Raw genomic sequence first — 21,968 nt, forward strand, 5'->3', positions numbered from 1 at the left:
GGGGACCGCCGGGGTCAATGGGGCTCCCAGGCGGCCCGGGGGCCAGACGCGACCACCGGTGCGATGTGCCGCCGACCTCATTGCGCACACGAACCGATCTGGTTATACATCCAAAGGAGACGGGCATCCTCGCCTGACCGCCTTGCCGGAGCGGCTTGTCCGCCCCCAAGGAGCCGGGCCCATACAAAAAGGCCCGTCCGAACAGGGAGGTCTTTCACCATGCCCAAGGACCGTGGACTGCGGGAGCTGTATGAACAGGACCCCATCGTCGCCGATGAAATCGTGTTCGGCCGCCGGACCGGACCCGACCGGCGCGGCTTCCTGAAAGGCGCCGGGCTGGCCGCGATGGGCACCGTCCTCGGCGCCGGCATTCCGTTCCACCGGAGCATGCCCGCCGGCCTGATCCCGGCCGCGCTCGCCGACTCGACCGATGACGTCGTGATCGAGGGCAAGACCGGCCTGCGGGTGCTGAACGACCGGCCGGTGAACGCCGAAACGCCCGCCCACCTGCTGGACGACGACGTCACGCCCGTCGCGCACTACTACATTCGCAACAACGGCGTTCCACCCGACAACACCCGCGCCGAGGGCTGGCGCCTGACGGTGGACGGAGAGGTTCACCAGGCGCTGAATCTGACCATCGGCGACCTGGCGGACCGGTTCGAGGTGGTGACCCTGCGCCTGCAGCACGAGTGCGGCGGCAACGGCCGCGCCGGCTTCAACCCACCGGCCAGCGGCAACCAGTGGACCACGGGGGCCATCGGCAACGCGGCCTGGACCGGCGTGCGCATGCGCGACGTGCTCGACGCCGCCGGCCTCAAGGATAGCGCGCTGTACACCGCGCACCATGGCGCCGACACCCACTTGTCCGGCGATCCCGCGAAGGTGCCGATCTCGCGCGGCGTGCCGATGTGGAAGGCGATGGACCCACACACGCTGATCGCCTGGCAGATGAACGGCCAGGACATCCATCCCATGAACGGCGCGCCCCTGCGTATCCTCTGCCCGGGCTGGCCCGGCTCGACCTCGCAGAAGTGGCTGACCCGCATCCAGGTGCGCGACGTGGTCCACGACGGCACCAAGATGACGGCCCCCAGCTACAGTGTCCCCTATCATTCGGTGCAGCCCGGGGCCGAGGTGGCCAAGGCGGACTTCAAGATCATCGAGTCCATGCCGGTCAAGTCGCTGATCACCTATCCACGCAGCGGCATGACACTCCCCGAGGGCCACCGCGCGCTGCGCCTGCGCGGGCATGCCTGGTCGGGCGACGACACGGTGACGGCGGTGGACGTCAGCCACGACTTCGGCGCCACCTGGACCCGTGCCACCCTGTCGGCGCCGCCGAACCCCTATTCCTGGCAACGCTGGGAGGCCGAACTCTCGTTCCCGACCCGGGGCTACTACGAGATCTGGGCACGCGCGACCAACGGTCGCGGCCGCCAGCAACCGTTCATTCCGCCCTGGAATCCCAAGGGATACCTGAACAACGCCATGCACCGCATCGCCGTGATGGTGGCCGCATGAGGCCATGTCCGGCCCGCCCCGCCGCCTGTCGCGGCGGACGGCGGTCTGGAGGGGTGGCGGCCGTGGCTTGCGCCGCCATCCTCCTGCTTCCGCGCGTCACGGCCGCCCAGGACCTCCCCGGGGATGGCGAGGCCAAGTGGATCGTGGAAGCATGGTGCGGCGCCTGCCATTCCCTCGCCATGGTCACGCAGCAGGGCATGTCCCGGCGGCGCTGGGACGAGACCCTGGTGTGGATGGTCGAGAAGCAGGGGATGCAAGAGTTGCCGGACGATACCCGCGAGACGGTGCTTGACTACCTCGCCGAGCACTTCGGCGAGGATCACCGGCCCGGAGGCGCCGCCGGGCCGCCACCGTCCATGGGCATCGGCGTGCAACCGCTGTTCCCGCCGCGCTGACGGGACAGCCCCTACCGCACCTTCCAGGCCGTGTAGGCGGTCCCCACCGTCGCCGCGACACCGCCGATCGCCGCCACCACGGCGGCGATCCCGTCGGCGGACGCGATGTCCAGGACTCGGGCGGCCAGCAGCCCCTGGTGCGCCGCCAGCGCCAGGAACAGCAGGGCCATCAGGCCAAAGCCAATGCGAATGGCGACCATCGGTTCCCCATCTCCGCAGCCTGCGCGCCGCCACCACCGCCGGGCGGCCCAAGTCCCTTGATCGTAGCACAAATTCGCCCCCGCCGGCGGCCGTCATCCGCCATCGCCCACCGACAATCAGGGCACACAACGGACTTGCCCCCGGTGTCCATCTCGACGACACTCCCCGCCTTCCGAGGGGATACCACCACCATCGAAATGATCAGGACTCGGGCACCGCCCCGTGTCGGCGCCTCATGGGGAGGAAGATGCGCATGGAGCGAATCACGGCCACCGGCGGTGAATGGGTGGTGGGGTGCCTGGAACGGCTTGGCGTCAAGCACGTATTCGGGGTCCCCGGGGAGAGTTACCTGCCCGTGCTCGACGCCCTGGTGGATTCGTCCATCCGCTTCATCTGCTCCCGTCACGAAAGCGGCGCGGCCCTGGCCGCCGAGGCCCAGGGCAAGCTGACCGGCCGCCCCGGCGTGGCCTTCGTGACCCGAGGCCCCGGCGCCACCAACGCCGCCGCCGGCCTGCACGTGGCCCGGCAGGACTCCACGCCGCTGGTGCTGTTCGTCGGTCAGGTGCAGCGGGACGTCCGGGAACGCGAGGCGTTTCAGGAGATCGACTACCGCCGCATGTTCGGTGAGGTGACCAAGTGGGTCGCCGACATCGACCGCGCCGACCGCGTCCCCGAAATGATCTCGCGCGCCTTCCACGTCGCCACCTCGGGCCGCCCCGGACCGGTGGTGCTGGCCCTGCCCGAAGACATGCTGCGCGAGGACGCCACCGGCCTGCGCCTGCCCCGGGGGTTCACACCGGCGGAAACGCACCCGGGCGAGACCGACATAACGCGTCTGACGGCATTGATCGATGGCGCCGAGCGGCCGCTGGCCATCGTCGGCGGCAGCCGCTGGGACGCCGACGCCGTGGACGCCTTCACCCGCTTCGCCGAGGCGCGCGGCCTGCCCGTGGCCTGCTCGTTCCGGCGCCAGATGCTGTTCGATCACACCCACCCGCTGTACGCCGGCGACGTGGGGCTGGGCATCAACCCGGCCCTGGCGAAGCGCATTCGCGAGAGCGACGTGCTGCTGCTGGCCGGCGGACGGTTCGGCGAGGTGCCCTCCCAGGGCTACACGCTGCTGGACATTCCGCTGCCGCGCCAGACGGTGATTCACGTGCATGCCGACGCCGGGGAACTGGGGCGCGTCTATCGCCCGGCGCTGGGCATCCATGCCACGCCGCGCGCCCTCGCGGCGGCGCTGGCCCGTGTACCGCCGCCACGCCACCGGCGCCGCAAGCCCGATCTGGCCCGCGCCGCCCATGAAGCCTACCGGCTGTGGGCGACGCCCCCCGAGGACGGGCCGGGCACGCTGCACATGGGGCCGGTCATGACCCACGTGCAGGCGATGCTGCCCGAAGACGCCATCATCACCAACGGGGCCGGCAACTACGCCACCTGGATCCACCGGTTTCATCGCTTCCGCCGCTTCGGCACCCAGGCGGCGCCGACCTCCGGGTCCATGGGCTATGCGCTGCCGGCGGCCATCGGCGCCCAGTTGACGTTCCCGGACCGGCTGGTGCTGTGCGTCACCGGCGACGGCGACTTTCAGATGACGGCCCAGGAACTCGGCACCATGATCCAGGAGCGGCTGCCGATCGTCGTCCTGGTGATCAACAACGGCGCCCATGGCACCGTCCGCATGCATCAGGAACGCGCCTATCCCGGGCGGGTGTCGGGAACGCATCTGGAGAACCCGGACTTCGCCGCCCTGGCGCGGGCCTATGGCGCCCATGGCGAGACCGTCGACACCACCGCGCAGGTTCCGGCCGCGCTGGCCCGCGCCCTCGACGCCGCGACCACCCGGCGCCGCCCGTCCCTGCTCGAAATCGTCCTGGACATCGAGGCCATCACGCCCACCCGAACCCTCAGCGACATCCGATCCGGGCGTTAGACCCTCGCTCCGGGCACCATCCGGAAGAGATGACACCCCCTGTCCGCCCGCGACGACCTCGGATACGATACGATCGGAGACAGGGCGCTCGACACGGCGGGAACACCTATGGCCGAAGAGGCATCCCCGGGGCACACGGATACAACGGACGGGGCGGATCGGCCGCCGCCCCCCCCGAGACGACGGCCCGGTATGGTCCACGCGCTGGCCTGGCGCCTGTTCATGGCCTCCACGCTGGCCCTCGCCACGTTGTACGTGTATTGGGGCATAGATCTATACCATAGCATGAATGCGGAAGTCCGCTATCGCGCCGAAACCCTGATGGAGGAACGGCGCTCCTACATTCATGCCCTGGTGCAGACGGCGGTCAACGGCGCCGAGCACCACCGCCACACCGTGGAAGCCCGGATCCGTCAGGTCATCCGCCACCGCGTCGATCAGGCCCTCCAGGTGGCCGACCACCTGTGGCGCGAGGGACCGGGCAACGGCCCCGACGACCGCGCCGCCGTCATTCGCGAGGCCCTGCGCCCCATGCGGTTCGACGATGGGCGCGGCTACTTCTTTGTGTTCGAGCTGGACACCGGGCGGGGCATCCTGCACGCGGCCATGCCGAACCTGGAAGGCACCGACCTGCGTCTGGTGCGCGACGGGCGCGGCAAGACCATCGTCCCGGAGATGATCGCCCTGATCAACGAGGAGGGCGGCGGGTACTACTCCTACCATTGGCGTCATCCCAACCGTCCCGGCACCGACCACGCCAAGGTGACGTATGTGGACGTGTTCGAGCCGCTGGGATGGGGCGTCGCCACCGGCGACTACATCCGGGACATGACCCTCGACATCCAGAAGGAGGTGCTCGACCAGTTGCGCGCCATGACCTTCGGCGGCGACGGCTACATCTTCGCCGGCACCTGGAACGGTTTCAGCCTGTTGGGACCGGCGGCGGGAACCAACGTCTGGGACGCCACCGACCCGACCGGCGTCAAGCTCATCCAGGAGCTGGTGGCGGCGGCCCGAAACGGCGGCGGCTTCGTGTCCTATCGCCTGCCCGACATCGCCGAAAGCGGCACCGAAACCTTCAAGCTCAGTTATGTGATGGGCATCCCGGAGTGGGAGTGGTACGTGGGCGCCGGGGTGTCCGTCGACGACATCAGGAGCGAGATCGCCGACATGCGCGCGGCCATCCGCGTGGAGGCCTTTCAGGCGCTGGGTCTGGGGGCCTGCCTGGTGATCGTTCTGGCGGCGGTCAGCTACTTGATCTCGCTGCACATCGCGGGACAGGTGGGCGCGGAGATGGGACGCCTCGAAGCCTTCCTGGCCGGCGATGGGCGCGCCCGCGACGTGTTGAAGCCGGAAACGATCCGCCACGCCGAAATGGCGCGGCTGGTGGACGCCATCCTCGCCATGGTCGCCCGCCGCGACCAGACCGAGGGCGCGCTGGCCCGGCAGACACGCAGCCTGGAGCAGTCCAACGCCGACCTGGAGCGCTTCGCCTACGTGGCGTCCCACGACCTGCGCGAGCCACTGCGCATGGTGGCCAGCTACGTCGGACTGCTGCGGCGGCGCTACTACGGGCGACTGGACAGCGACGCCGATACCTTCATCGACTACGCCACCGAGGGCGCCCAGCGGATGCACGCCATGATCGGCGACCTGCTGGAGTACGCCCGCGTCAAGCGGACCGAGAATCCCCTGGCGGCGGTGTCGCTGGACAAGGCGCTGGACAAGGCCCTGCATTCCCTGTCGGCGCGCCTGCGCGACGGGGGCGCCGACGTCACGGTCGAAGGCCCGTTGCCCGTGGTGCGGGGGCAGGAGACCCTGCTGGTCAGCCTGATGCAGAATCTGGTCGACAACGCCGTCAAGTATCGCCATCCCGACCGGCGGCCACGGGTGTGGATCGGCGCCCATGTCGACCACGGATGGTGCGAAATCTCGGTGCGCGACAACGGCCTGGGGATCGAGCCCGCCTTCCGCGAACGCGTGTTCCAGATCTTCCAGCGCCTGCACCCCGGTGGCACCTACCCGGGCACCGGCGTCGGCCTGAGCATCTGTCACAGCATCGTGGAAAGCCACGGCGGCCGCATCTGGGTCGAAAGCGGCCCCGACAACGTGGGATCGGTGTTCAAGGTCGCCTTGCCGGTCTGCATGGATCACGGCCCATCCGCGCCGGCCGCCACGCCGGCCACGCCCCGTCAGTCGTGATGGATCCGGCCGTCGCCGGACAGCAGCACGGCCACCCAGCGGGTGCGCGGGAAGTACGACAGCACGATCATGATCATGCCGGTCAGCGGGACGCACAGGAACATCCCGACGACTCCCCAGATCTGACCCCAGACCACCAGCGACAGGATCACCACCAGCGGACTCATGTTCAGGGACTGACCCATCAGGCGTGGCTCGAGGATGTTGCCGATGGCCACCTGCACCGTGCCCAGCACGCCGACGACGATCAGGAACGGCGCCGGGGTCCCGAACTGCACCAGCGCCAGCACCGCCGGGAACGCCACCCCCAGCAACGAGCCGATGGTGGGAATGTAGTTCAGCAGGAAGATGACCACCGCCCAGAACGGCGCGTAGTCCACGCCCACGGCGACCAGGACGGCGTAGCTGATCGTGCCGGTCAGCACGCTCGTCAGGGTCTTGATCCACACGTAGGTCTGAATGTCCGTCTGGATCCGCCCCAGCAGGGCGCGCACCCAGCTCTCCTGCTCCGGATCGGGCAACAGGGCCGACAGCTTGCGGTCGAAGCGCCGTTGCTCGATCAACAGGAACAGCACGTACACCAGGATCAGGCCGGCCTGCCCGACCAGGCTGGAGACCGCGCCGGCGACCTGAGGCACCAGGTCGGGAATGCTGATCTGGTTGAGCAGGTCGTCGAGGTCGATCGCCTGACGCAGCCCCAGCGCGGCCGATCCCTCGGCCAGCAGGCGCCGCAGGTTTTCCTGATACATGGGCGCCGCGTCGGTGACCTCGGCGATGTTCTGGCTGGCCATGCGCCCGAACAGGTACAGCAGCAGGCCGATGATGCCCAACGCCAGGGTCATGCACACCCAGGACGGCAGGCGCGCGCCCACCCGGGGCAGTTGCCCGATGCCGCCGGCCAGGGCGTTGATGAGATGCCAGACGATGACCGCCACGGCCACCGGCACCAGCACGGTCTGGCCCAGCACCAGCAGCGATCCGAACAACACGGCGGCGCCGAACCACAGCAACCCGATCATGGATCGAAAGGCGCTGTCCGTGGTCATCGCAAGCTCTCCCTGTCTCGCTGGAGCGCCACGCGCGCGCCAGGCCGGCGGCGCCATGATTCCCGGAACACGGTCGTCGCGCCACCCCCCGGGTCGTCATGCCCGGAAAAATTCCCTGGCGTCGATCGGGAAGCGATTGACAAACCCCCCGGAAACATCCTTCATTTGGTAGCCTTGAACGATAGTCTTCACTATGTGTGGGACGGGATAGGATCAGGCGCGACGACACACGCCAGCCCGTCACGCCTGATCGAGTCATGGTGCCGCACGGCGGGCGTGACACGCGCGCGGCCATGACGGGCCCCGGACGCCGTGTCCCCGCATGGGTTTCCGTCGTCGGCCGGTCGGCTTGAGGCGCGCACCCTGGTCTGCATGGCGGCGCCGGACGACGCCCGACCCGGGGTCCCGGTCCTGATCGGGGACATGCCGGCCATCGCGGCGCGGACGGCCACGGGGCCGGGAGGGACACGATCGGTATCCAGGGGATCGGGAAAGACGTGGACAGACCGCCCCGGCATCGGGCATATCACCTCGGGTTCCCGCCCTCGTCGGTCGCCGACGACGCGGACTGTTTGCGCGTGGGCGATGGGTGGCCTCGGATTCTTGACCGAGGCCCGTTCAAGAGGACGGGCGTTTCGCGACCGCGTCCGACCCTTCAGATTCGGTTTGAGTGAGGACAGATGTTTTCCAGGATGACGGGATGGCTTTCCGCCGACATGGCCATCGACTTGGGGACCGCCAACACCCTGGTCTATGTGAAAGGGCGGGGCATCGTGCTCAACGAGCCGTCCGTGGTCGCCATCGCCGAGCACAAGGGCAAGAAACAGGTGCTCGCCGTCGGGGACGAGGCCAAGCAGATGCTGGGCCGCACCCCCGGGAACATCCAGGCCATCCGCCCCTTGCGCGACGGCGTCATCGCCGACTTCGAGGTCGCGGAGGAAATGATCAAGCATTTCATCCGCAAGGTGCATAACCGGCGCAGCTTCGCCAGTCCCATGGTCATCATCTGCGTGCCGTCCGGCTCCACCGCCGTCGAGCGCCGCGCCATCCAGGAAAGCGCCGAGGCCGCCGGTGCCCGCCGCGTCTATCTGATCGAGGAGCCCATGGCGGCCGCCATCGGCGCCGGCCTGCCGGTCACCGAGCCCACCGGCTCCATGGTGGTGGACATCGGCGGCGGCACCACGGAGGTCGCCGTGCTGTCCCTGGGCGGCATCGTCTACGCCCGATCGGTGCGGGTGGGCGGCGACAAGATGGACGAGGCCATCATCGCCTACATCCGCCGCAACCATAATCTGCTGGTGGGCGAGGGCTCGGCCGAGCGCATCAAGAAGGACATCGGCAGCGCCTGCGCGCCCGCCGAGGGCCACGGCCGCACCATCGAGATCAAGGGCCGCGACCTGATGAACGGCGTGCCCAAGGAACTGGTGATCAGCGAGGCGCAGATCGCCGACAGCCTGGGCGAGCCCGTCGCCGCCATCGTCGAGGCCGTGAAGGTGGCGCTGGAGCATACCGCCCCGGAACTGGCCGCCGACATCGTCGACAAGGGAATCGTGCTGACCGGCGGCGGCGCCCTGCTGTCCAACCTGGACTTCGTGCTGCGCACCGCCACCGGCCTTCCGGTGTCCATCGCCGATGATCCGCTGTCCTGCGTGGCGCTGGGCACCGGCCGGGCGCTGGAGGAACTCAAGAAGCTGCGCAACGTGCTGACGACCATGTACTGACGCGCCTCCCGACGCCACCGGACCGGCGGGCCGCGTCCCGGACGCGGGGTCAGGCCGACCCGGTGAGTCCGGCGCCGACGCCCACGCCGGAGGCACACCGGCCGACGGCGCGGGCTTGTCGCGGCTCCCGTGTGCGGATCCAGATGCAAGAGACCGTTCGCGTTCTTTTGTCTGGATCGAAGGTGCACTAGATTCAAACTGTTGTGCAGCGACTTGAGCCGTCACGGATGGTATCCTTGACGGCATCGCCGCACCAGGGTGGACGGACCAGCCGATGATGCAATCGAACGGTCAGATGTCCCGCGTGGGCGCCGTCAAGGTCGCCTTGCAGCGCTTTGCGTTCGTCGTCCTGGTGCTGAGCGCGTTCACCCTGATGCTGCTGGGCAAGGCCGACACCCTGGTCGTCGACCGGATGCGCACCGCCGTGACCGACGCCATGGCCCCGGTGCTGGAGGTGCTGTCCAAGCCGGCCGCCAGCGTCGCCTCGGTGATGAACACCGTCCGCGAGTTGGCCCACCTGCGCCAGGAAAACGCGACCCTGCGCGACGAGAACCTGAGCCTGTTGCGCTGGCAGGCACTGGCCCGGCAGCTGCAGGCCGAGAACCAGCGTCTGCGGGAACTGACCGCCATGGTCAAGGATCCCAAGCCGCGCTTCATCACCGCCCGCGTGGTGGCCGACAGCGGCGGCGTGTTCGCCCGCAGCCTGATCGTCACCGCCGGCGCCCAGCATGGCGCCCGCAAGGGGCAGGTGGTGGTCTCGGCCCAGGGCGTGGTCGGCCGCCTGACCGAGGTGGGGCACCGGGCCAGCCGTGTGTTGCTGCTCACCGACCCTAACTCGCGGGTGCCGGTGCTGTTGGAGGAAAGCCGGGCGCGGGCCATCCTGATGGGCACCAACCGGGACCGCCCGCAACTGGCGTTCCTGAAGGCCAAGGCCGGCGTGTCGCCCGGTGATCGCATCGTCACCTCCGGCATCGGCCGCCTGTTCCCGCCGGGCCTGCCGGTGGGCGTGGTCTCATCGGTGGACGATGGCCACATCTGGGTGGAACTGTTCATCGAGGATAGCCGTCTGGAACTGGCGCGCATCCTCGACTACGGGCCGGACGGCATCGTCGGCGACCCGAACGCCGGGCCTGTGGTCGAGACCGCGCCACCGCAGGACGGCGCCGCCGGGGTGGCGCCCGGCGCGGACCCCGACCCGCGACCGGGGCCGACGCCCGAAGCGGGAACCGTCGCCGCGCCGGACACGGGGGCCGAGGCGTCCCCGCCGGTGTCGGTGCCCCGCCCCGCGATACGGCCGGCCCGCGACGGCCGGTAGCGGGTCGACCGACCAGACAGCAGGAGAGCCGTCCCATGCGCCCGTCGTTCTGGCAGCACCTGGATCTGCTGGCGCGCCGGCTGATACCGGTGACACTGTCGCTGCTGTTGCTGCTGCTGGCGGCCGTGCCGCTGACCGCCCCGGGGTTCCTGAGGGCCGACCCGATGATCTCGGTCCTCTGCGTGTACTATTGGGCCGTGCACCGGCCCGACATGATGGGATACGTCGGCGGCTTTACGCTCGGCCTGCTGGAAGACATCCTGATGGGCACGCCCATGGGGGTCAGCCCGCTCGTCTTGCTGGTGGTGCAATGGGTCATCGTCACGCAATATCGGTTTTTCGTCGGCAAGCCGTTCATGGTGACGTGGTGGGTGCTCGGTCTGGTGGCCCTGGTGGCGGTGCTGACCAAGGCCATGGCGGTGGCCCTGTTGACCGGTCACCTGGCGTCGCCGATCGCACTGGCGGCGTCCTACGCGCTCACCGTGCTGTTGTATCCGCCGCTGGGCTGGCTCTTCGGTCGCGCGCAGGTCCTGCTGGACAAGGCGGCGTGAGATCATGAGGGAATCATGAGGGGAGGCAGGACCGACCATGCAGAAGGACGGTGACCGCTCGCGCGTGTTTACGCGCCGCGTGGTGCTGCTGGCCGGCGCCAAGACTCTGCTGGTCTCGGCGCTGGCCGCGCGCATGTACTACCTGCAGGTCATGGAGGCCGACAAGTACAGCACCCTCGCCGAGGAAAACCGCATCAACCTGCGCCTGCTGCCCCCGCCGCGCGGCCCCATCGTCGACCGCTTCGGGGTGCCGCTGGCCGTCAACAGCCAGAACTTCCGCGCCCAGGTGATCGCCGAGCACACCCGGGACCTGGAACGCACCTTGCGCACCTTCAGCCGCCTCGTGCCGCTGTCGGACTATGACCGCCAGCGGGTCATCAAGGAGATCAGCCGCCGGCGCAGCTTCGTGGCGGTGACCGTGCGCGAGAACCTGACCTGGGAGCAGATGGCCCTGGTGCAGGTCAACGCGCCCGACCTGCCGGGCGTGACCATCGACGAGGGCCTGACGCGGCAGTACCCCTATGGCCCCCTGGCCTCGCATCTGCTGGGCTACGTGGCGGCCGTCGCCGAGGAGGACATGACCGGCGACGACCCGTTGCTGGAGTTGCCCGACTTTCGCATCGGCAAGTCCGGCGTGGAAAAGGTCTACGACCTGTCGCTGCGCGGCAAGAGCGGCACCAGCCGCGTCGAGGTGAACGCCGTCGGCCGCATGATCCGCGAGTTGCGGCGCGACGAGGGCGAGCCCGGCCACGAAGTGCGCCTGACGCTGGACATGCGCCTGCAAGCCTACACCGCCCAGCGCCTGGGGGATGAAAGCGCCGCCGCGGTGGTCATGGACGTCCACACCGGGGAGATCGTGGCCATGGCCTCGACCCCCGCCTATGACCCAAACGCCTTCACCCGTGGCCTGACCAGCGGGGAGTGGCGCGCCCTGGCCAGCAACCCGCGCGCGCCGTTGCGCAACAAGGCGCTGGTCGGTCAGTATGCCCCCGGCTCCACGTTCAAGATGGTGGTGGCGCTGGCCGCCCTGGAGAGTGGCGTGGTGCGCCCGGACCAGACCGTCTACTGCCCGGGGCACCTCACCCTGGGCAACCACCGCTTCCACTGCTGGCGACGGGGCGGCCACGGGCACATGAACGTCACCACGGCCATCGAGCAGTCGTGCGACGTGTACTTCTACGAAATCTCGCGACGCGTCGGCATCGACCGCATCGCCGCCATGGCCCGGTCGCTGGGTCTCGGCCATGCGCTGGGACTGGAACTGCCCGGCGAGGCCACCGGCCTGATCCCCACCAAGGCCTGGAAGTCCGCCACCCTCGGTCAGCCCTGGGTGCAGGGCGAGACCCTGGTGGCCAGCATCGGCCAGGGCTACGTGTTGGCCACGCCACTGCAACTGGCGGTGATGACGGCGCGGATCGCCAACGACGGCATCGCCGTGACTCCCACGCTCTGCCGCCAGACCACCGTCGACGGCCGCCTGGTGACCCGGCCGACGCCCCAGTTCGAGCACGTGGGCCTGTCCAGACCCTCCCTGTCCATCGTCAAGGCCGCCATGTGGCGGGTGGTTAACGGGGACCGGGGCACCGCGCGCCGCTCGGCCATCACCGAGGACGGCTGGGCCATGGCGGGCAAGACCGGCACCTCCCAGGTGCGGCGCATCTCGATGCGGGAGCGCGAGACCGGCGTTCGCAAGAACGATGAATTGCCCTGGAAGTTCCGCGACCACGCCCTGTTCGTCTGCTATGCCCCGGCGGACGCGCCACGCTACGCCATTTCGGTGATCATCGAGCATGCCGGCGGCGGATCGCGCCACGCCGCGCCGATCGCCCACGACGTGATGCTGGAGACCCTGCGCCTGGATCCCTCGCGCCAGCGTTCGGACGAGGACATCGCCGCCATCCGCGAACCGCAGGTGGCCGCCCAGGACGCCGCCGATACCCTGGCCGAGTCCGCCGTCGCGGCGATGCCCGCACCCCTCACCCTGAATCCGTGACCCGACCGAGACCCGACCGATGCCCAGCCCCGCCCTGCCCCCGTTTCGTGATGCCGGAGATCCGCGATGATCGGAGACGGCCTGATGCACGCGCGCCTGCGGCGCGGCGAGATGAGCCTGGGCGAGAAGCTGTGGCAGGTCAGTTGGTCGTTCGTGTTGTTGATCGCCGTGCTCGCGGGTATCGGCGTGGCCATGCTGTACTCGGCCGCCAACGGCGACATGGACCCCTGGGCGTCCCGCCACATCACCCGCTTCGGGGTCGGTCTGGCGCTGCTTCTGGCGGTGGCCATGATCGATGTGCGTCAGTGGATGCGCTACGCCTACTGGCTGTACGGCCTGGCCTTCGTGCTGCTTGTGGCGGTGGAGGTGAAGGGCACGGTGGGCATGGGCGCGCAGCGCTGGATCGACCTCGGCTTTTTCCAGATTCAGCCGTCGGAGCTGATGAAGGTGGCCCTGGTGCTGGCATTGGCGCGCGTCTTCCACGGCGCCGATCTGTCCGACGTCGGCCGCCCGCTGTTCCTGCTGGTGCCGACGCTGATGGTGCTGGTGCCCGTGGCCCTGGTGCTGAAACAGCCGGACCTGGGAACGGCGCTGATGATGCTGGCCGGCGGCGGGGTGCTGTTCTTCGTCGCCGGGGTCCGGTTGTGGAAGTTCGCGGTGGTCTTCGTCGCCGGCCTGTCGGCCATCCCCGTCGCCTGGCAGTTCCTGCATGAGTATCAGAAGCGGCGCGTGCTGACCTTCCTGGAGCCCGAGCGCGATCCCCTGGGCGCCGGATACCACATCCTTCAGTCCAAGATCGCCCTGGGCTCGGGCGGCCTGTGGGGCAAGGGCTTCCTGGGGGGCACCCAGAGCCACCTTAACTTCCTGCCCGAAAAGCAGACCGACTTCATTTTCGTCATGCTGGCCGAGGAATTCGGCATGCTGGCCGGCATGGGGCTGCTGCTGCTGTATGTTCTGGTGCTGGTGTACGGCATCGCCATCTCGGTCCGCGCCCGCAACCACTTCGGCCGCCTGGTGGCCATCGGCGTCACCGTCACCTTCTTCCTATACGTGTTCATCAACATCGCCATGGTCATGGGCCTGATCCCGGTGGTCGGCGTGCCCCTGCCCCTGGTCAGCTACGGCGGCACGGCCATGCTGACGCTGATGCTGTCCTTCGGCCTGCTGATGAGCGTCTGGGTGCACCGCGACGTACAGATCGGCCGCCGGGGCGCCTTCGACGAGGGATAGCGCGCGTGAGCCCGCGGGGGCGGACGGTCGTGTGATCGCGGCGGGCCGCCGGCCGGCGTCGTCACGGCCGGCGCCACCGGCTGAACACCCGGTTCCGCCCCGCCTTCTTGGCGTCGTACAGGGCCCCGCTACCCGCACGCGTTCTATGGACTGCCGGAACACGGAACTCGCGATCCTGGATGCCATGGTCCGTGTGTTGGCTACACCGCCGATCCAGTCCGGGTCGCGTGACGGTGCGCCCTGCTACTCCCCCTCCAGGGCCGCCCACATGTCGCGATCACGGTCGGCCGTCCAGGTTCGCGGCCGGCGGATGCCGCGCGCCTCGTCCCAGGCCCGGGTGACGTCAAAGGGCATGCAGTGGTCATAGATGACCCAGTGGCCGTACTTGGCGTCCATGCGATCCCGGCAGCGGCGATAGACCGTCCTCAGGTCCTGGTTCAGGGCCACGCCCTCCCGGGCAGTCTCGAACAGATCGCTCACGAACGCCTCGGTCATGGCGATGGCCGCCTCGCAGTCTCCGGGCGTCATCAGCGCGTCGCCCCGGCCCGGCACCAGGCGGTTCGGCTTCATGTCCCGCAACCGACGGAGCGTCTCCGGCCACTCGGCCAGGTGGGCGTCGCCGGTGTAGGGGGTCGCGTTGTGCTCCACCAGGTCGCCGGCATACAGGATGCGCTCGCCGGGCAGCCAGGCGACCGTGTCACCCTGGGTGTGGCCCTTGCCGGGATGCAGGATTTCGACGCGGCGATTGCCCAGGTCCACGGTCAACCGGTCGTCGAAGACGACAGTCGGCCATGTCAGCCCGGGGATCGAGTCCAGGCCCTGGAACAGGCGCGGGAACCGCCCGGCCTCGCTGTCATAGTCCTCCTGGCCGCGCTCCAGGATCATCTCGTGGGTGCCCCGGCTGGCGATGATGGCCTGGGCCTGGTACGCCGACGCCCCCAGCACCCGCACCGCGTGATAGTGGGTCAGCAGCACATACTTGACGGGCTTGTCGGTGACCGCGCGGATCTTCTCCAGCACCCCCGCCGCCATCACCGGCGTGGCCTGGGTGTCGATGACCATCACCCCGTCGTCGCCGATGATCACACCGGTGTTCGGATCCCCCTCGGCGGTGTAGGCGTAGGCGCCCTCGCCCAGCTTGGCGAAGGTGACCGTCTTGTCGCCCAGGTCACCGGTCGAGGCGAAGGCGACGTTGGGCGGGGCGGGGTGAGCGGACATGGCGGCGTCTCCTGTGCGCGGGGTGATCGCGGCGTGACGGGCACGCGCCGAATTTAGTTTCATCTGAAACTATTTTCAAGCCGCCTCGTCCGGCTACATCAGCCGCAGGCTGTCGGCCGTCACCCGTGGCACCAACAGAACGTATCGCCCCGGACTCTTCATGCGCCCGGCCTGCCGGAAGGCGCCCTCTCCGGCGCCCCAGAAGACGTCCCCGCGCACCACCCCCTTGATGGCCGACCCGGTGTCCTGGGCAACCATCAGCCGGCGCAGGGGCCGCCCGTCGGGGTCGGTGGTCTCCAGCCAGACCGGCGCCCCCAGGGGGATCACGTCCGGATCCACGGCAAGGCTGCGCAACGGCTCCAACGGCAGTCCCATCGCGCCGATGGGGCCGTCCCCGGTGATCTCGCGGAAGAAGATGTAGCGCGGGTTCTCACGCATCAACGCCCGCCCTTGCGCGGGGTTGGCCCGCAGCCAGGCGCGGATGGCGGGCATGGAGCCGCCGTCCGCCAGCCCGCGCTCGCGCACCAGCCGGCCGATGCCCACGAAGGGCCGACCGTTGTTGGCGGCGTAGCCGATGCGCGTGCGGCCACCGTCGGCCAGGCTGACCTGCCCGGAGCCCTGTATGTGCAGAATGTGCAGGTCCACCGCGTCGTCGGCCCACAGCAGCACCGGCGCCTTGCCCTCCAGCGCCCCGTCCTCGATGGCCGCCCGGTCGTGGTAGGGCGTGGTCTCATCCGGTCCCGCCCGCCGGCCCTGGCCGTCCACCATCGCCAGATCGGCGGGAACGCCGTGCACGGGCACCTGATACGGCCCGCCGCGCGTGCGCGCGGCGCGGATATGAGCCTCGTAGTAGCCGGTGAACAGACCTCGGCCCCGGCCCCGGTCGGGGGTCACGGACAGGCCCGTCAGGTTCCCCTCGACGAAGGCGCGAAAGCCCTGCGCATCATCCGCCGGCACCGTCGCCAGCCGGCGACACAGAACCTGCCAGGAGGCCACCGATCCCCCCACCTCCATCGCATGGCTGCCGTCGCGCGCCAGGGACGCGGCCGGGTCGCGCTTCAGCAGCACGGCACAGGCGCGGTCCAGGGCGGGGCGTGCCTCGATCAGGCGATCGTCCGACCAGCCCGGCAGGCTGGTCAGGGCAACCGGCGTGTAGACCGGTTCCGGAGGCGGATCAGGCCGGCGCGGCGCGCAGGAGACCGCCAGCACTCCGGCCATCGCGGCCAGCGCGCACAGCCCGGCGGTCACCATCAGCCGCCGCCGTCGCGTCATGGACACGAGACCCGCCCGCACCCGGTTTGGGAGCGACGGCCGCACGGTCCGGCGGATCCATGGACCACGGGGCGATGACGGCGGATCCGGGGACGCTGGCACGGCGCCCGCCTCAGTCGTCCTCGGGCGTCCGAGTCGCCACCAGCAGCCAGTTGGGATCGGCCGACGTGGTGTCGCGGGCGAAGGTCCACAGGTCGGTGACCTTGGCGATATGGTCGGGATCGCCGTCCACCACCGCGCCGTCGCGGTCGCGCACCACGTTGATTTGCTCGGTGACGAAGGCCACGGTCACATGGGCGACGTGATCCTCGACCCGGCCGTCCTCCAGGGCGATCGACTTGATGCCCAGCAGTTCCGTTTCCATGGTCTCGCCGGCGGCCTCGCGCTCGTCGATCGCGGCCGCGAAGTTGCGAAACACGGAGTCCGCCAGCAGCGGCTGCAAGGTCTCCTTGTCGCCGTTGGCGAAGGCGGCCACGATCATCTCGAAGGCGCCCCGCGCCCCGGCCAGGAAGGATTCGGTTTCGAAGTCCGGATCCACGCGCATCACGGCATCCATGCCGGACACCGCCGAGGCCCGGCCCCTAACGCGGGCCGGGGCGTCCACCCGACGATCGTCCTCGTCCGCCACGCCCTCCGGCCGGCGCCGCCCCGGCAGGTCGATGACTTTGTCCTCCTCCGGCCGCCCCATCCGGCCGAGGCGCCCTCCCACGCCGGGCTCGCGCGGCTTCTCATTGCCCGTGCGCCGACCGAGAACGCTTCGCAGGCGCAGCACCAGGAAGGCCGCGATCATGGCGAAGAAGATGATGTCGATGAACTGGAAACTGTCATCCATGATGGGTCGAAACTCGCCGCCGGGTCCCGGAGTCGCGACCGGGACGTGAAAGGATGGCCGGAACGCGGGCATGACCGGGTCTTGCCACGCCGCCCCCCGGCCAGACAACAACGCACCGCCAAGCGACCCGGTTCCCGGTCTTCTGCCTGCGGGCGTCCAAGGCGCCGGCCGGGCGAACCGCCGCCCGCTCCGCGCTGGACCCGCACCCGCCGGCTGGGATACACAGGTCGTCCGCGTCCGGCAACGATCGTCTCTCCCCCATCAGTTTGCGGGAGCGACGGCCGAGGATCAAGCCGCCAGATGATCGCGGGGCCATCAACGGCCCCGGGGTCGCGGCGGTCCCTCGCGATGACCGCCAGTGCCCGTGTAGATAGGCGGCGCTCGCCCCCAGGGCAAGGCGAATTCCCCACCCTCCAGCCCGGAAACCGTCCCCTCATGGCCTTTTTCCTTCTGCTCGCCTTCATCGCCACCCCCATCCTGGAAATCGCCGTCCTGTTGAAGGTCGGCGGCCTCATCGGCCTCATGCCGACCCTGGTCCTGGTGGTGCTGACCGCCGTGATCGGAACGGCGCTCCTGCGCGCCCAAGGGCTGTCCACGCTCAACCGCGCGCGCGAGAGCCTGAACCGTGGCGAGGCCCCCGTCCGCGCGGTGTTCGACGGCGCCTGCCTGCTGGTGGGCGGCGCGCTGCTGCTGACGCCGGGGTTCGTGACCGACACCCTGGGATTCCTGCTGCTCGTGCCGCCGGTGCGCGCGGCCCTGCTGCGGAGCCTGACTCGGAGCCGGTCCTTCCAGGTGCGCGCCGCCGGGTTCGGCGCGCCGCCTCAGGGCGAGACCTGGCCCGGTCCCGGCGCTCCGCCCCGTGGCCCGTCCGGCGCCGGCGCCCGGGGACCGGGCGTGGTCATCGACGGGGATTTCGAGGAGGTCTCTCCGGAGACCGTCGGCCCGGCGCGCCCGACCCGTTGGGGCGGCGCCGAGCGCGCGCCGGAGGACACAACCGAGGACACGGCCGACGACGCGCCCAAGGGTGGGCCGGGTCCCGGTGGGCCCACCCCGCCGCGCGCCGGATAGGCCCGACAGCACCCCCTCCGATCGCCCGCTGGCGCCGGTCTGGTGCCCCGATGACCGCGCGGACGGCGGCGCCGGCCGCTCGGTTGTCAGGGTTCCGGGAACATGGTAGGCCACCGCTCCACGGCCGGGGCGACCAGGCGATCGCCCGGCCATGACGTCCACTTCGGGAGATCAGCATGAGCGACGACACGACCGCGGGCGGCAACGGCGCCCAGCCCCCCAACCGGCCGCCCATGGTCATCAGCGCCCAGTACGTGCGTGACCTGTCCTTCGAATCTCCGCACGCCCCCTCGATCTTCACCGAGATGCGCCAGCCCCCGGAAATCTCGGTGAACGTGGACGTGCAGGCCGCCGCCCTCAACGAGGAGCAAGGGGCCTACGAGGTCCGGCTGAAGGTCAACGCCGAGGGCAAGGTGGGCGACAAGACCGCCTTCATCACCGAACTGGACTACGGCGCCGTGGTGATGATCAACGCCCCGGCCGAGCAGGTCTCGCCGCTGTTGCTGATCGAGGCCCCGCGCCACCTGTTCCCCTTCGCCCGCAACGTGCTGGCCGATGTCACGCGCGACGGCGGCTTCCCGCCCGTGGTGTTGCAGCCGCTCGATTTCGTGGACTTGTTCCGCCGCCGCGTGCAGGCCATGCAGCAGGCTCGCCAGGACCAGCAGCAGAGCGCGGGTGACCCGCCCCAGGGCACGGCGTAACGGCAGCGGCGGCCGCTCCCGGGCGCCAGCACGGCGCCCGGGCTCATCCCCAGGCACCACGACAGGACGCCGGGGCGGCCCCTCCGGTCGCGCCGGTGGTCTGGTCGGTTCGCCCCGATGGGGCGGGACGGCACACCCCAAAATGGATGGAAGAAAGACATCCGCAAAAGGCCGTTGACAGGCCCCGGAGGGATGGTTAAAAAGCCGGCCTCCGCAACGGAGCTGGTCCCGATGTCCACCCCATTGCCCAGGTGGCGGAATTGGTAGACGCGCAGGTTTCAGGTACCTGTGGCCGAAAGGCCGTGGAAGTTCGAGTCTTCTCCTGGGCACCATTTCTTTCCGGCATCGGATAGTCCAGTCAAGGACTGTGGCCGGTCCGCCGGGCAGGGTCCGATGACCCCGCCGGCGGCGCGACGCTCGCCTCGTCGGCCGCGCGTCCCCGCCCGTCACGCGGACGCCTGATCGGGATCTGGACGCCCGGTCAAAGCACCATGCCCACCGGACGACGATGGTCCGCCAGGGCGCGCCCCTCGGCGCGCGAGGCGTGGCACGCCCCTCTCCCGCCATGGCATCGACACGCGCATCCGTCCGCGACTCGGGCGGACCATGGTGTGTCGAATCGTCAGGAACACCCTCCAGACCAACCATCGCCCCGGTCACCGGAGGTAAACGGGTCGCCTTCGTACTCGTCATGAGATCGTGACGCATCATACCGGAATCGCAAGAAAACTGTCGGGTTTCGCGCCGTCGGACGCGTGCCGAAGGCGTCAAAGCCGCAGGCTTTTCTTTTTAAATGTTATGAACAGGTCGGTTTCCCAACTAGAAATCCTTGCCGCGAAACATCCTGAGCGTTACGCAAGAAGGGCGTCAGTTCGCGGAACACGTTCGCGTTCGCGAACCGGCACCCGGGTCTGTCAGCGGCAATGGGGGTGCGCGCCGGACCCGTCAGGACACGTTAGGGAACGGGGACCCAATCTCATGAATCACATCATTGCCAGCGGCACGGTTCGTGGCAGCAAGCCAACCAACCGCGCCGGCGAAGCGGACCGGTATGTCGGGCAACGCATCCGGGAACGTCGGGTGATGCTTGGCCTGAGCCAGCAACAGATGGCCGACATGATCGGCGTCACCTACCAGCAGGCTCACAAGTACGAACGCGGCATCAATCGTATCTCCGCCGGCCGCCTGTTCGAGATCGCCCAGGTCCTGGGTGTACCGGTCAGTTTCTTCTTCGAGGGCCTGGACCAGCATGATCCGCCCGAAGGCAACGGGCGGCAGCGCATGTGCCTGGAACTGGCCCGGAACTTCTCGATGATCCGCAACGAGCGTCATCAGGAGGCCCTCAGCCAATTGGCGCGCGCCCTCGCCGCGGAAGTCTGATCCCCCCCTCCGTGAACAGCCGGCCGGTCCCGCAGAACGCGAGGCCGGCCGGTTCTGTGACGCGCCCTGTCACGGTGTTGCCATCAGGACCGCGACGGCCGCCCCTCAGGCGGCCGCGTCGTCGTTGCCCCCCCGCGCGGCACCGGGCTCCAGCAGACGCCGCAGCGCCGCCACCTCGTCGCGCAGGGCCCGGACTTCCGCGAGCACGGGATCGGCGGGGGGGCCACCCTCGGCGGCGGTCAGGGCCGCCTGTGCGCGGTCGTCCTCCTCCTTCTCGCGCTGGTGCACCATCTGCATGGAGTCGACGATGATGCCGATGAACAGGTTGAGGATCGCGAAGCTGGTGGCGACGATGAACGGCACGAAGAACAGCCACGACAGGGGGTAGGCCTCCATCACCGGCCGCACGATGCCCATCGACCAGCTTTCCAGCGTCATGATCTGGAACAGGGTGTACATGGACGCGCCGATGGTGCCGAACCAGTCGGGGAAGCTGGCGCCGAACAGCTTGGTGGACAGCACGGCGCCCACGTAGAACACCAGGGCAATGATCGCGCCCACCGACAGCAGCCCGGGAATGGCGGTCAGCAGCGCCCCCACCACTCGGCGCATCTGCGGCACCACCGAGATCAGGCGCAGCACGCGCAGGATCCGCAAGGCCCGCAGCACCGCCAGCGGCCCCGTCGCCGGAACCAGGGCGATGCCCACGATGGTGAAGTCGAACACGTTCCAGCCGTTGCGGAAGAACGACAGCCGCCGGTACCACAGCTTGCCGGCGATCTCCACGACGAAGACGCCCAGGACGACCTTGTCGATGGCCGTCAGGACCGGCCCGGCCGCCGCCATGGCGCGCGCGCTGGTCTCCAGGCCCAGGGTCACGGCGTTCAGGACGATCAACGCCATGATCAGGCGCTGAAACGGCCCGCCTTCCACAAGGCGACCCACCCGCCCGCGCCAGCCCTCGGCGAGGACGACCCCGGTCTCGGTGCTCATGCGTGCCCTCCCGGCCGCCGTATCGGTTACTGTCAGATGTTGATCGCCCGGCGGTACAGCTCCAAAAGTTCGTCCTGTTCGGCCAGATCGTCGCGGTCCATCTTCCGCATGCGCACGATCTGGCGCATGATCTTGGTGTCGAAGCCGGACGACTTCGCCTCCGCGTAAACGTCCTTGATGTCGTTGGCGATGTTCGCCTTCTCTTCCTCCAGGCGCTCGATGCGCTCGATGAACGAGCGCAGGTGTTCGGCGGCGATGCCGCCCACCTCGCTGGTGGGCTCCAGGGTCGCGTCGTCGCTCATGGCTGCTCTCCTCTGGGACTGCGCGCGGACACCGACGTGGGCGCGGCGCCTTCTATAAGGCATTCCGGCCGGGCTGGGAATCCCGACGCGG

At 69.4% G+C, this 21,968-nt stretch carries 19 protein-coding genes and 1 tRNA gene; 13 read left to right on the top strand and 7 right to left on the bottom strand.

Annotated features, from left to right (window positions below; genetic code table 11):
* The first annotated feature begins 219 nt into the window (after positions 1 to 219).
* Together GGD89_RS03825 and GGD89_RS03830 are read left to right on the top strand one after the other, a co-directional pair.
* The gene (locus GGD89_RS03825; RefSeq protein WP_184042786.1) at positions 220 to 1,524 is read left to right on the top strand and encodes a sulfite oxidase; all 1,305 of its coding nucleotides are present in this window, start codon (positions 220 to 222) and stop codon (positions 1,522 to 1,524) included.
* Between the two features lie 62 nt (positions 1,525 to 1,586).
* Positions 1,587 to 1,919: a hypothetical protein gene (locus tag GGD89_RS03830; protein ID WP_184042787.1), complete on the top strand. Its 333-nt coding sequence runs from the start codon at positions 1,587 to 1,589 to the stop codon at positions 1,917 to 1,919.
* Between the two features lie 11 nt (positions 1,920 to 1,930).
* Here the strand turns inward: GGD89_RS03830 and GGD89_RS03835 are convergent, their stop codons facing one another.
* Positions 1,931 to 2,119, bottom strand: a complete 189-nt coding sequence (locus tag GGD89_RS03835) for a hypothetical protein (RefSeq protein ID WP_184042788.1) — start codon at positions 2,117 to 2,119, stop codon at positions 1,931 to 1,933.
* Positions 2,120 to 2,373: 254 nt separating this feature from the next.
* On the opposite strand from GGD89_RS03835, the gene GGD89_RS03840 reads away from it, so the two are divergent.
* Both GGD89_RS03840 and GGD89_RS03845 read left to right on the top strand, forming a co-directional pair.
* A complete protein-coding gene (locus GGD89_RS03840) occupies positions 2,374 to 4,053 on the top strand; it encodes a thiamine pyrophosphate-binding protein (protein WP_184042789.1) in 1,680 nt (559 codons plus the stop codon).
* A 192-nt stretch (positions 4,054 to 4,245) separates the two neighbouring features.
* Positions 4,246 to 6,255: a cache domain-containing protein gene (locus GGD89_RS03845; RefSeq protein ID WP_184042790.1), complete on the top strand. Its 2,010-nt coding sequence runs from the start codon at positions 4,246 to 4,248 to the stop codon at positions 6,253 to 6,255.
* Here GGD89_RS03845 and GGD89_RS03850 read toward each other — a convergent pair.
* Positions 6,246 to 7,301, bottom strand: coding sequence for an AI-2E family transporter (locus GGD89_RS03850; protein ID WP_184042791.1), 1,056 nt, complete (start codon positions 7,299 to 7,301; stop codon positions 6,246 to 6,248). The two genes, GGD89_RS03845 and GGD89_RS03850, sit on opposite strands and share 10 nt — an antisense overlap.
* Positions 7,302 to 7,981: 680 nt before the next feature.
* On the opposite strand from GGD89_RS03850, the gene GGD89_RS03855 reads away from it, so the two are divergent.
* The 5 genes from GGD89_RS03855 to rodA all read left to right on the top strand — a co-directional run bounded on the left by GGD89_RS03855 (position 7,982) and on the right by rodA (position 14,111).
* A complete protein-coding gene (locus GGD89_RS03855; protein ID WP_221238315.1) occupies positions 7,982 to 9,022 on the top strand; it encodes a rod shape-determining protein in 1,041 nt (346 codons plus the stop codon).
* Between the two features lie 274 nt (positions 9,023 to 9,296).
* Entirely contained in the window at positions 9,297 to 10,337 is a 1,041-nt protein-coding gene (mreC, locus tag GGD89_RS03860) for a rod shape-determining protein MreC (protein WP_184042793.1), read from the top strand.
* Between the two features lie 35 nt (positions 10,338 to 10,372).
* A complete protein-coding gene (gene mreD, locus GGD89_RS03865) occupies positions 10,373 to 10,888 on the top strand; it encodes a rod shape-determining protein MreD (RefSeq protein ID WP_184042794.1) in 516 nt (171 codons plus the stop codon).
* A 37-nt stretch (positions 10,889 to 10,925) separates the two neighbouring features.
* A complete protein-coding gene (gene mrdA, locus GGD89_RS03870) occupies positions 10,926 to 12,881 on the top strand; it encodes a penicillin-binding protein 2 (protein WP_184042795.1) in 1,956 nt (651 codons plus the stop codon).
* 66 nt (positions 12,882 to 12,947) lie between these two features.
* Positions 12,948 to 14,111, top strand: a complete 1,164-nt coding sequence (gene rodA, locus GGD89_RS03875; protein ID WP_246422476.1) for a rod shape-determining protein RodA — start codon at positions 12,948 to 12,950, stop codon at positions 14,109 to 14,111.
* 243 nt (positions 14,112 to 14,354) lie between these two features.
* On the opposite strand, the gene GGD89_RS03880 is transcribed toward rodA, so the two are convergent.
* The 3 genes from GGD89_RS03880 to GGD89_RS03890 all read right to left on the bottom strand — a co-directional run bounded on the left by GGD89_RS03880 (position 14,355) and on the right by GGD89_RS03890 (position 17,433).
* Entirely contained in the window at positions 14,355 to 15,329 is a 975-nt protein-coding gene (locus GGD89_RS03880; RefSeq protein ID WP_184042796.1) for an MBL fold metallo-hydrolase, read from the bottom strand.
* A gap of 93 nt (positions 15,330 to 15,422) precedes the next feature.
* On the bottom strand, positions 15,423 to 16,601 hold the full coding sequence (mltA, locus tag GGD89_RS03885; RefSeq protein ID WP_246422488.1) for a murein transglycosylase A: 1,179 nt from the start codon (positions 16,599 to 16,601) through the stop codon (positions 15,423 to 15,425).
* 112 nt (positions 16,602 to 16,713) lie between these two features.
* Entirely contained in the window at positions 16,714 to 17,433 is a 720-nt protein-coding gene (locus GGD89_RS03890; RefSeq protein WP_184042797.1) for a Tim44/TimA family putative adaptor protein, read from the bottom strand.
* A 435-nt stretch (positions 17,434 to 17,868) separates the two neighbouring features.
* Between GGD89_RS03890 and GGD89_RS03895 the strand changes: the two genes are divergently transcribed.
* From GGD89_RS03895 to GGD89_RS03910, 4 genes are all read left to right on the top strand, one after another.
* Positions 17,869 to 18,501 (top strand): FxsA family protein, encoded by a 633-nt coding sequence (locus GGD89_RS03895; RefSeq protein WP_184042798.1) that lies wholly within the window; start codon positions 17,869 to 17,871, stop codon positions 18,499 to 18,501.
* Between the two features lie 176 nt (positions 18,502 to 18,677).
* Complete coding sequence (gene secB / locus GGD89_RS03900) at positions 18,678 to 19,202, top strand: protein-export chaperone SecB (protein WP_184042799.1); 525 nt, start codon at positions 18,678 to 18,680, stop codon at positions 19,200 to 19,202.
* 245 nt (positions 19,203 to 19,447) lie between these two features.
* Positions 19,448 to 19,534 (top strand) — tRNA-Leu (locus GGD89_RS03905).
* 646 nt (positions 19,535 to 20,180) lie between these two features.
* The gene (locus GGD89_RS03910) at positions 20,181 to 20,582 is read left to right on the top strand and encodes a helix-turn-helix domain-containing protein (RefSeq protein ID WP_184042800.1); all 402 of its coding nucleotides are present in this window, start codon (positions 20,181 to 20,183) and stop codon (positions 20,580 to 20,582) included.
* 105 nt (positions 20,583 to 20,687) lie between these two features.
* On the opposite strand, the gene GGD89_RS03915 is transcribed toward GGD89_RS03910, so the two are convergent.
* On the bottom strand, positions 20,688 to 21,575 hold the full coding sequence (locus GGD89_RS03915; protein ID WP_184042801.1) for an ion transporter: 888 nt from the start codon (positions 21,573 to 21,575) through the stop codon (positions 20,688 to 20,690).
* Between the two features lie 32 nt (positions 21,576 to 21,607).
* Positions 21,608 to 21,877: a DUF2312 domain-containing protein gene (locus GGD89_RS03920; protein WP_184042802.1), complete on the bottom strand. Its 270-nt coding sequence runs from the start codon at positions 21,875 to 21,877 to the stop codon at positions 21,608 to 21,610.
* Between the last annotated feature and the right edge of the window lie 91 nt (positions 21,878 to 21,968).

Source organism: Roseospira visakhapatnamensis, from assembly GCF_014197915.1.
Lineage (GTDB): Bacteria > Pseudomonadota > Alphaproteobacteria > Rhodospirillales > Rhodospirillaceae > Rhodospira > Rhodospira visakhapatnamensis.

What these genes read in the sequence shown, in the direction of transcription:
- GGD89_RS03835 (WP_184042788.1), bottom strand. Translation starts at nt 2,119, where the DNA reads ATGGTCGCCATTCGCATTGGCTTTGGCCTGATGGCCCTGCTGTTCCTG.
- GGD89_RS03845 (WP_184042790.1), top strand. Translation starts at nt 4,246, where the DNA reads ATGGTCCACGCGCTGGCCTGGCGCCTGTTCATGGCCTCCACGCTGGCC.
- GGD89_RS03880 (WP_184042796.1), bottom strand. Translation starts at nt 15,329, where the DNA reads ATGTCCGCTCACCCCGCCCCGCCCAACGTCGCCTTCGCCTCGACCGGT.
- mltA (WP_246422488.1), bottom strand. Translation starts at nt 16,601, where the DNA reads ATGACGCGACGGCGGCGGCTGATGGTGACCGCCGGGCTGTGCGCGCTG.
- GGD89_RS03895 (WP_184042798.1), top strand. Translation starts at nt 17,869, where the DNA reads ATGGCCTTTTTCCTTCTGCTCGCCTTCATCGCCACCCCCATCCTGGAA.
- GGD89_RS03855 (WP_221238315.1), top strand. Translation starts at nt 7,982, where the DNA reads ATGTTTTCCAGGATGACGGGATGGCTTTCCGCCGACATGGCCATCGAC.
- mreC (WP_184042793.1), top strand. Translation starts at nt 9,297, where the DNA reads ATGATGCAATCGAACGGTCAGATGTCCCGCGTGGGCGCCGTCAAGGTC.
- mrdA (WP_184042795.1), top strand. Translation starts at nt 10,926, where the DNA reads ATGCAGAAGGACGGTGACCGCTCGCGCGTGTTTACGCGCCGCGTGGTG.
- GGD89_RS03850 (WP_184042791.1), bottom strand. Translation starts at nt 7,301, where the DNA reads ATGACCACGGACAGCGCCTTTCGATCCATGATCGGGTTGCTGTGGTTC.
- GGD89_RS03840 (WP_184042789.1), top strand. Translation starts at nt 2,374, where the DNA reads ATGGAGCGAATCACGGCCACCGGCGGTGAATGGGTGGTGGGGTGCCTG.
- rodA (WP_246422476.1), top strand. Translation starts at nt 12,948, where the DNA reads ATGATCGGAGACGGCCTGATGCACGCGCGCCTGCGGCGCGGCGAGATG.
- GGD89_RS03920 (WP_184042802.1), bottom strand. Translation starts at nt 21,877, where the DNA reads ATGAGCGACGACGCGACCCTGGAGCCCACCAGCGAGGTGGGCGGCATC.
- mreD (WP_184042794.1), top strand. Translation starts at nt 10,373, where the DNA reads ATGCGCCCGTCGTTCTGGCAGCACCTGGATCTGCTGGCGCGCCGGCTG.
- GGD89_RS03825 (WP_184042786.1), top strand. Translation starts at nt 220, where the DNA reads ATGCCCAAGGACCGTGGACTGCGGGAGCTGTATGAACAGGACCCCATC.
- secB (WP_184042799.1), top strand. Translation starts at nt 18,678, where the DNA reads ATGAGCGACGACACGACCGCGGGCGGCAACGGCGCCCAGCCCCCCAAC.
- GGD89_RS03910 (WP_184042800.1), top strand. Translation starts at nt 20,181, where the DNA reads ATGAATCACATCATTGCCAGCGGCACGGTTCGTGGCAGCAAGCCAACC.
- GGD89_RS03890 (WP_184042797.1), bottom strand. Translation starts at nt 17,433, where the DNA reads ATGGATGACAGTTTCCAGTTCATCGACATCATCTTCTTCGCCATGATC.
- GGD89_RS03915 (WP_184042801.1), bottom strand. Translation starts at nt 21,575, where the DNA reads ATGAGCACCGAGACCGGGGTCGTCCTCGCCGAGGGCTGGCGCGGGCGG.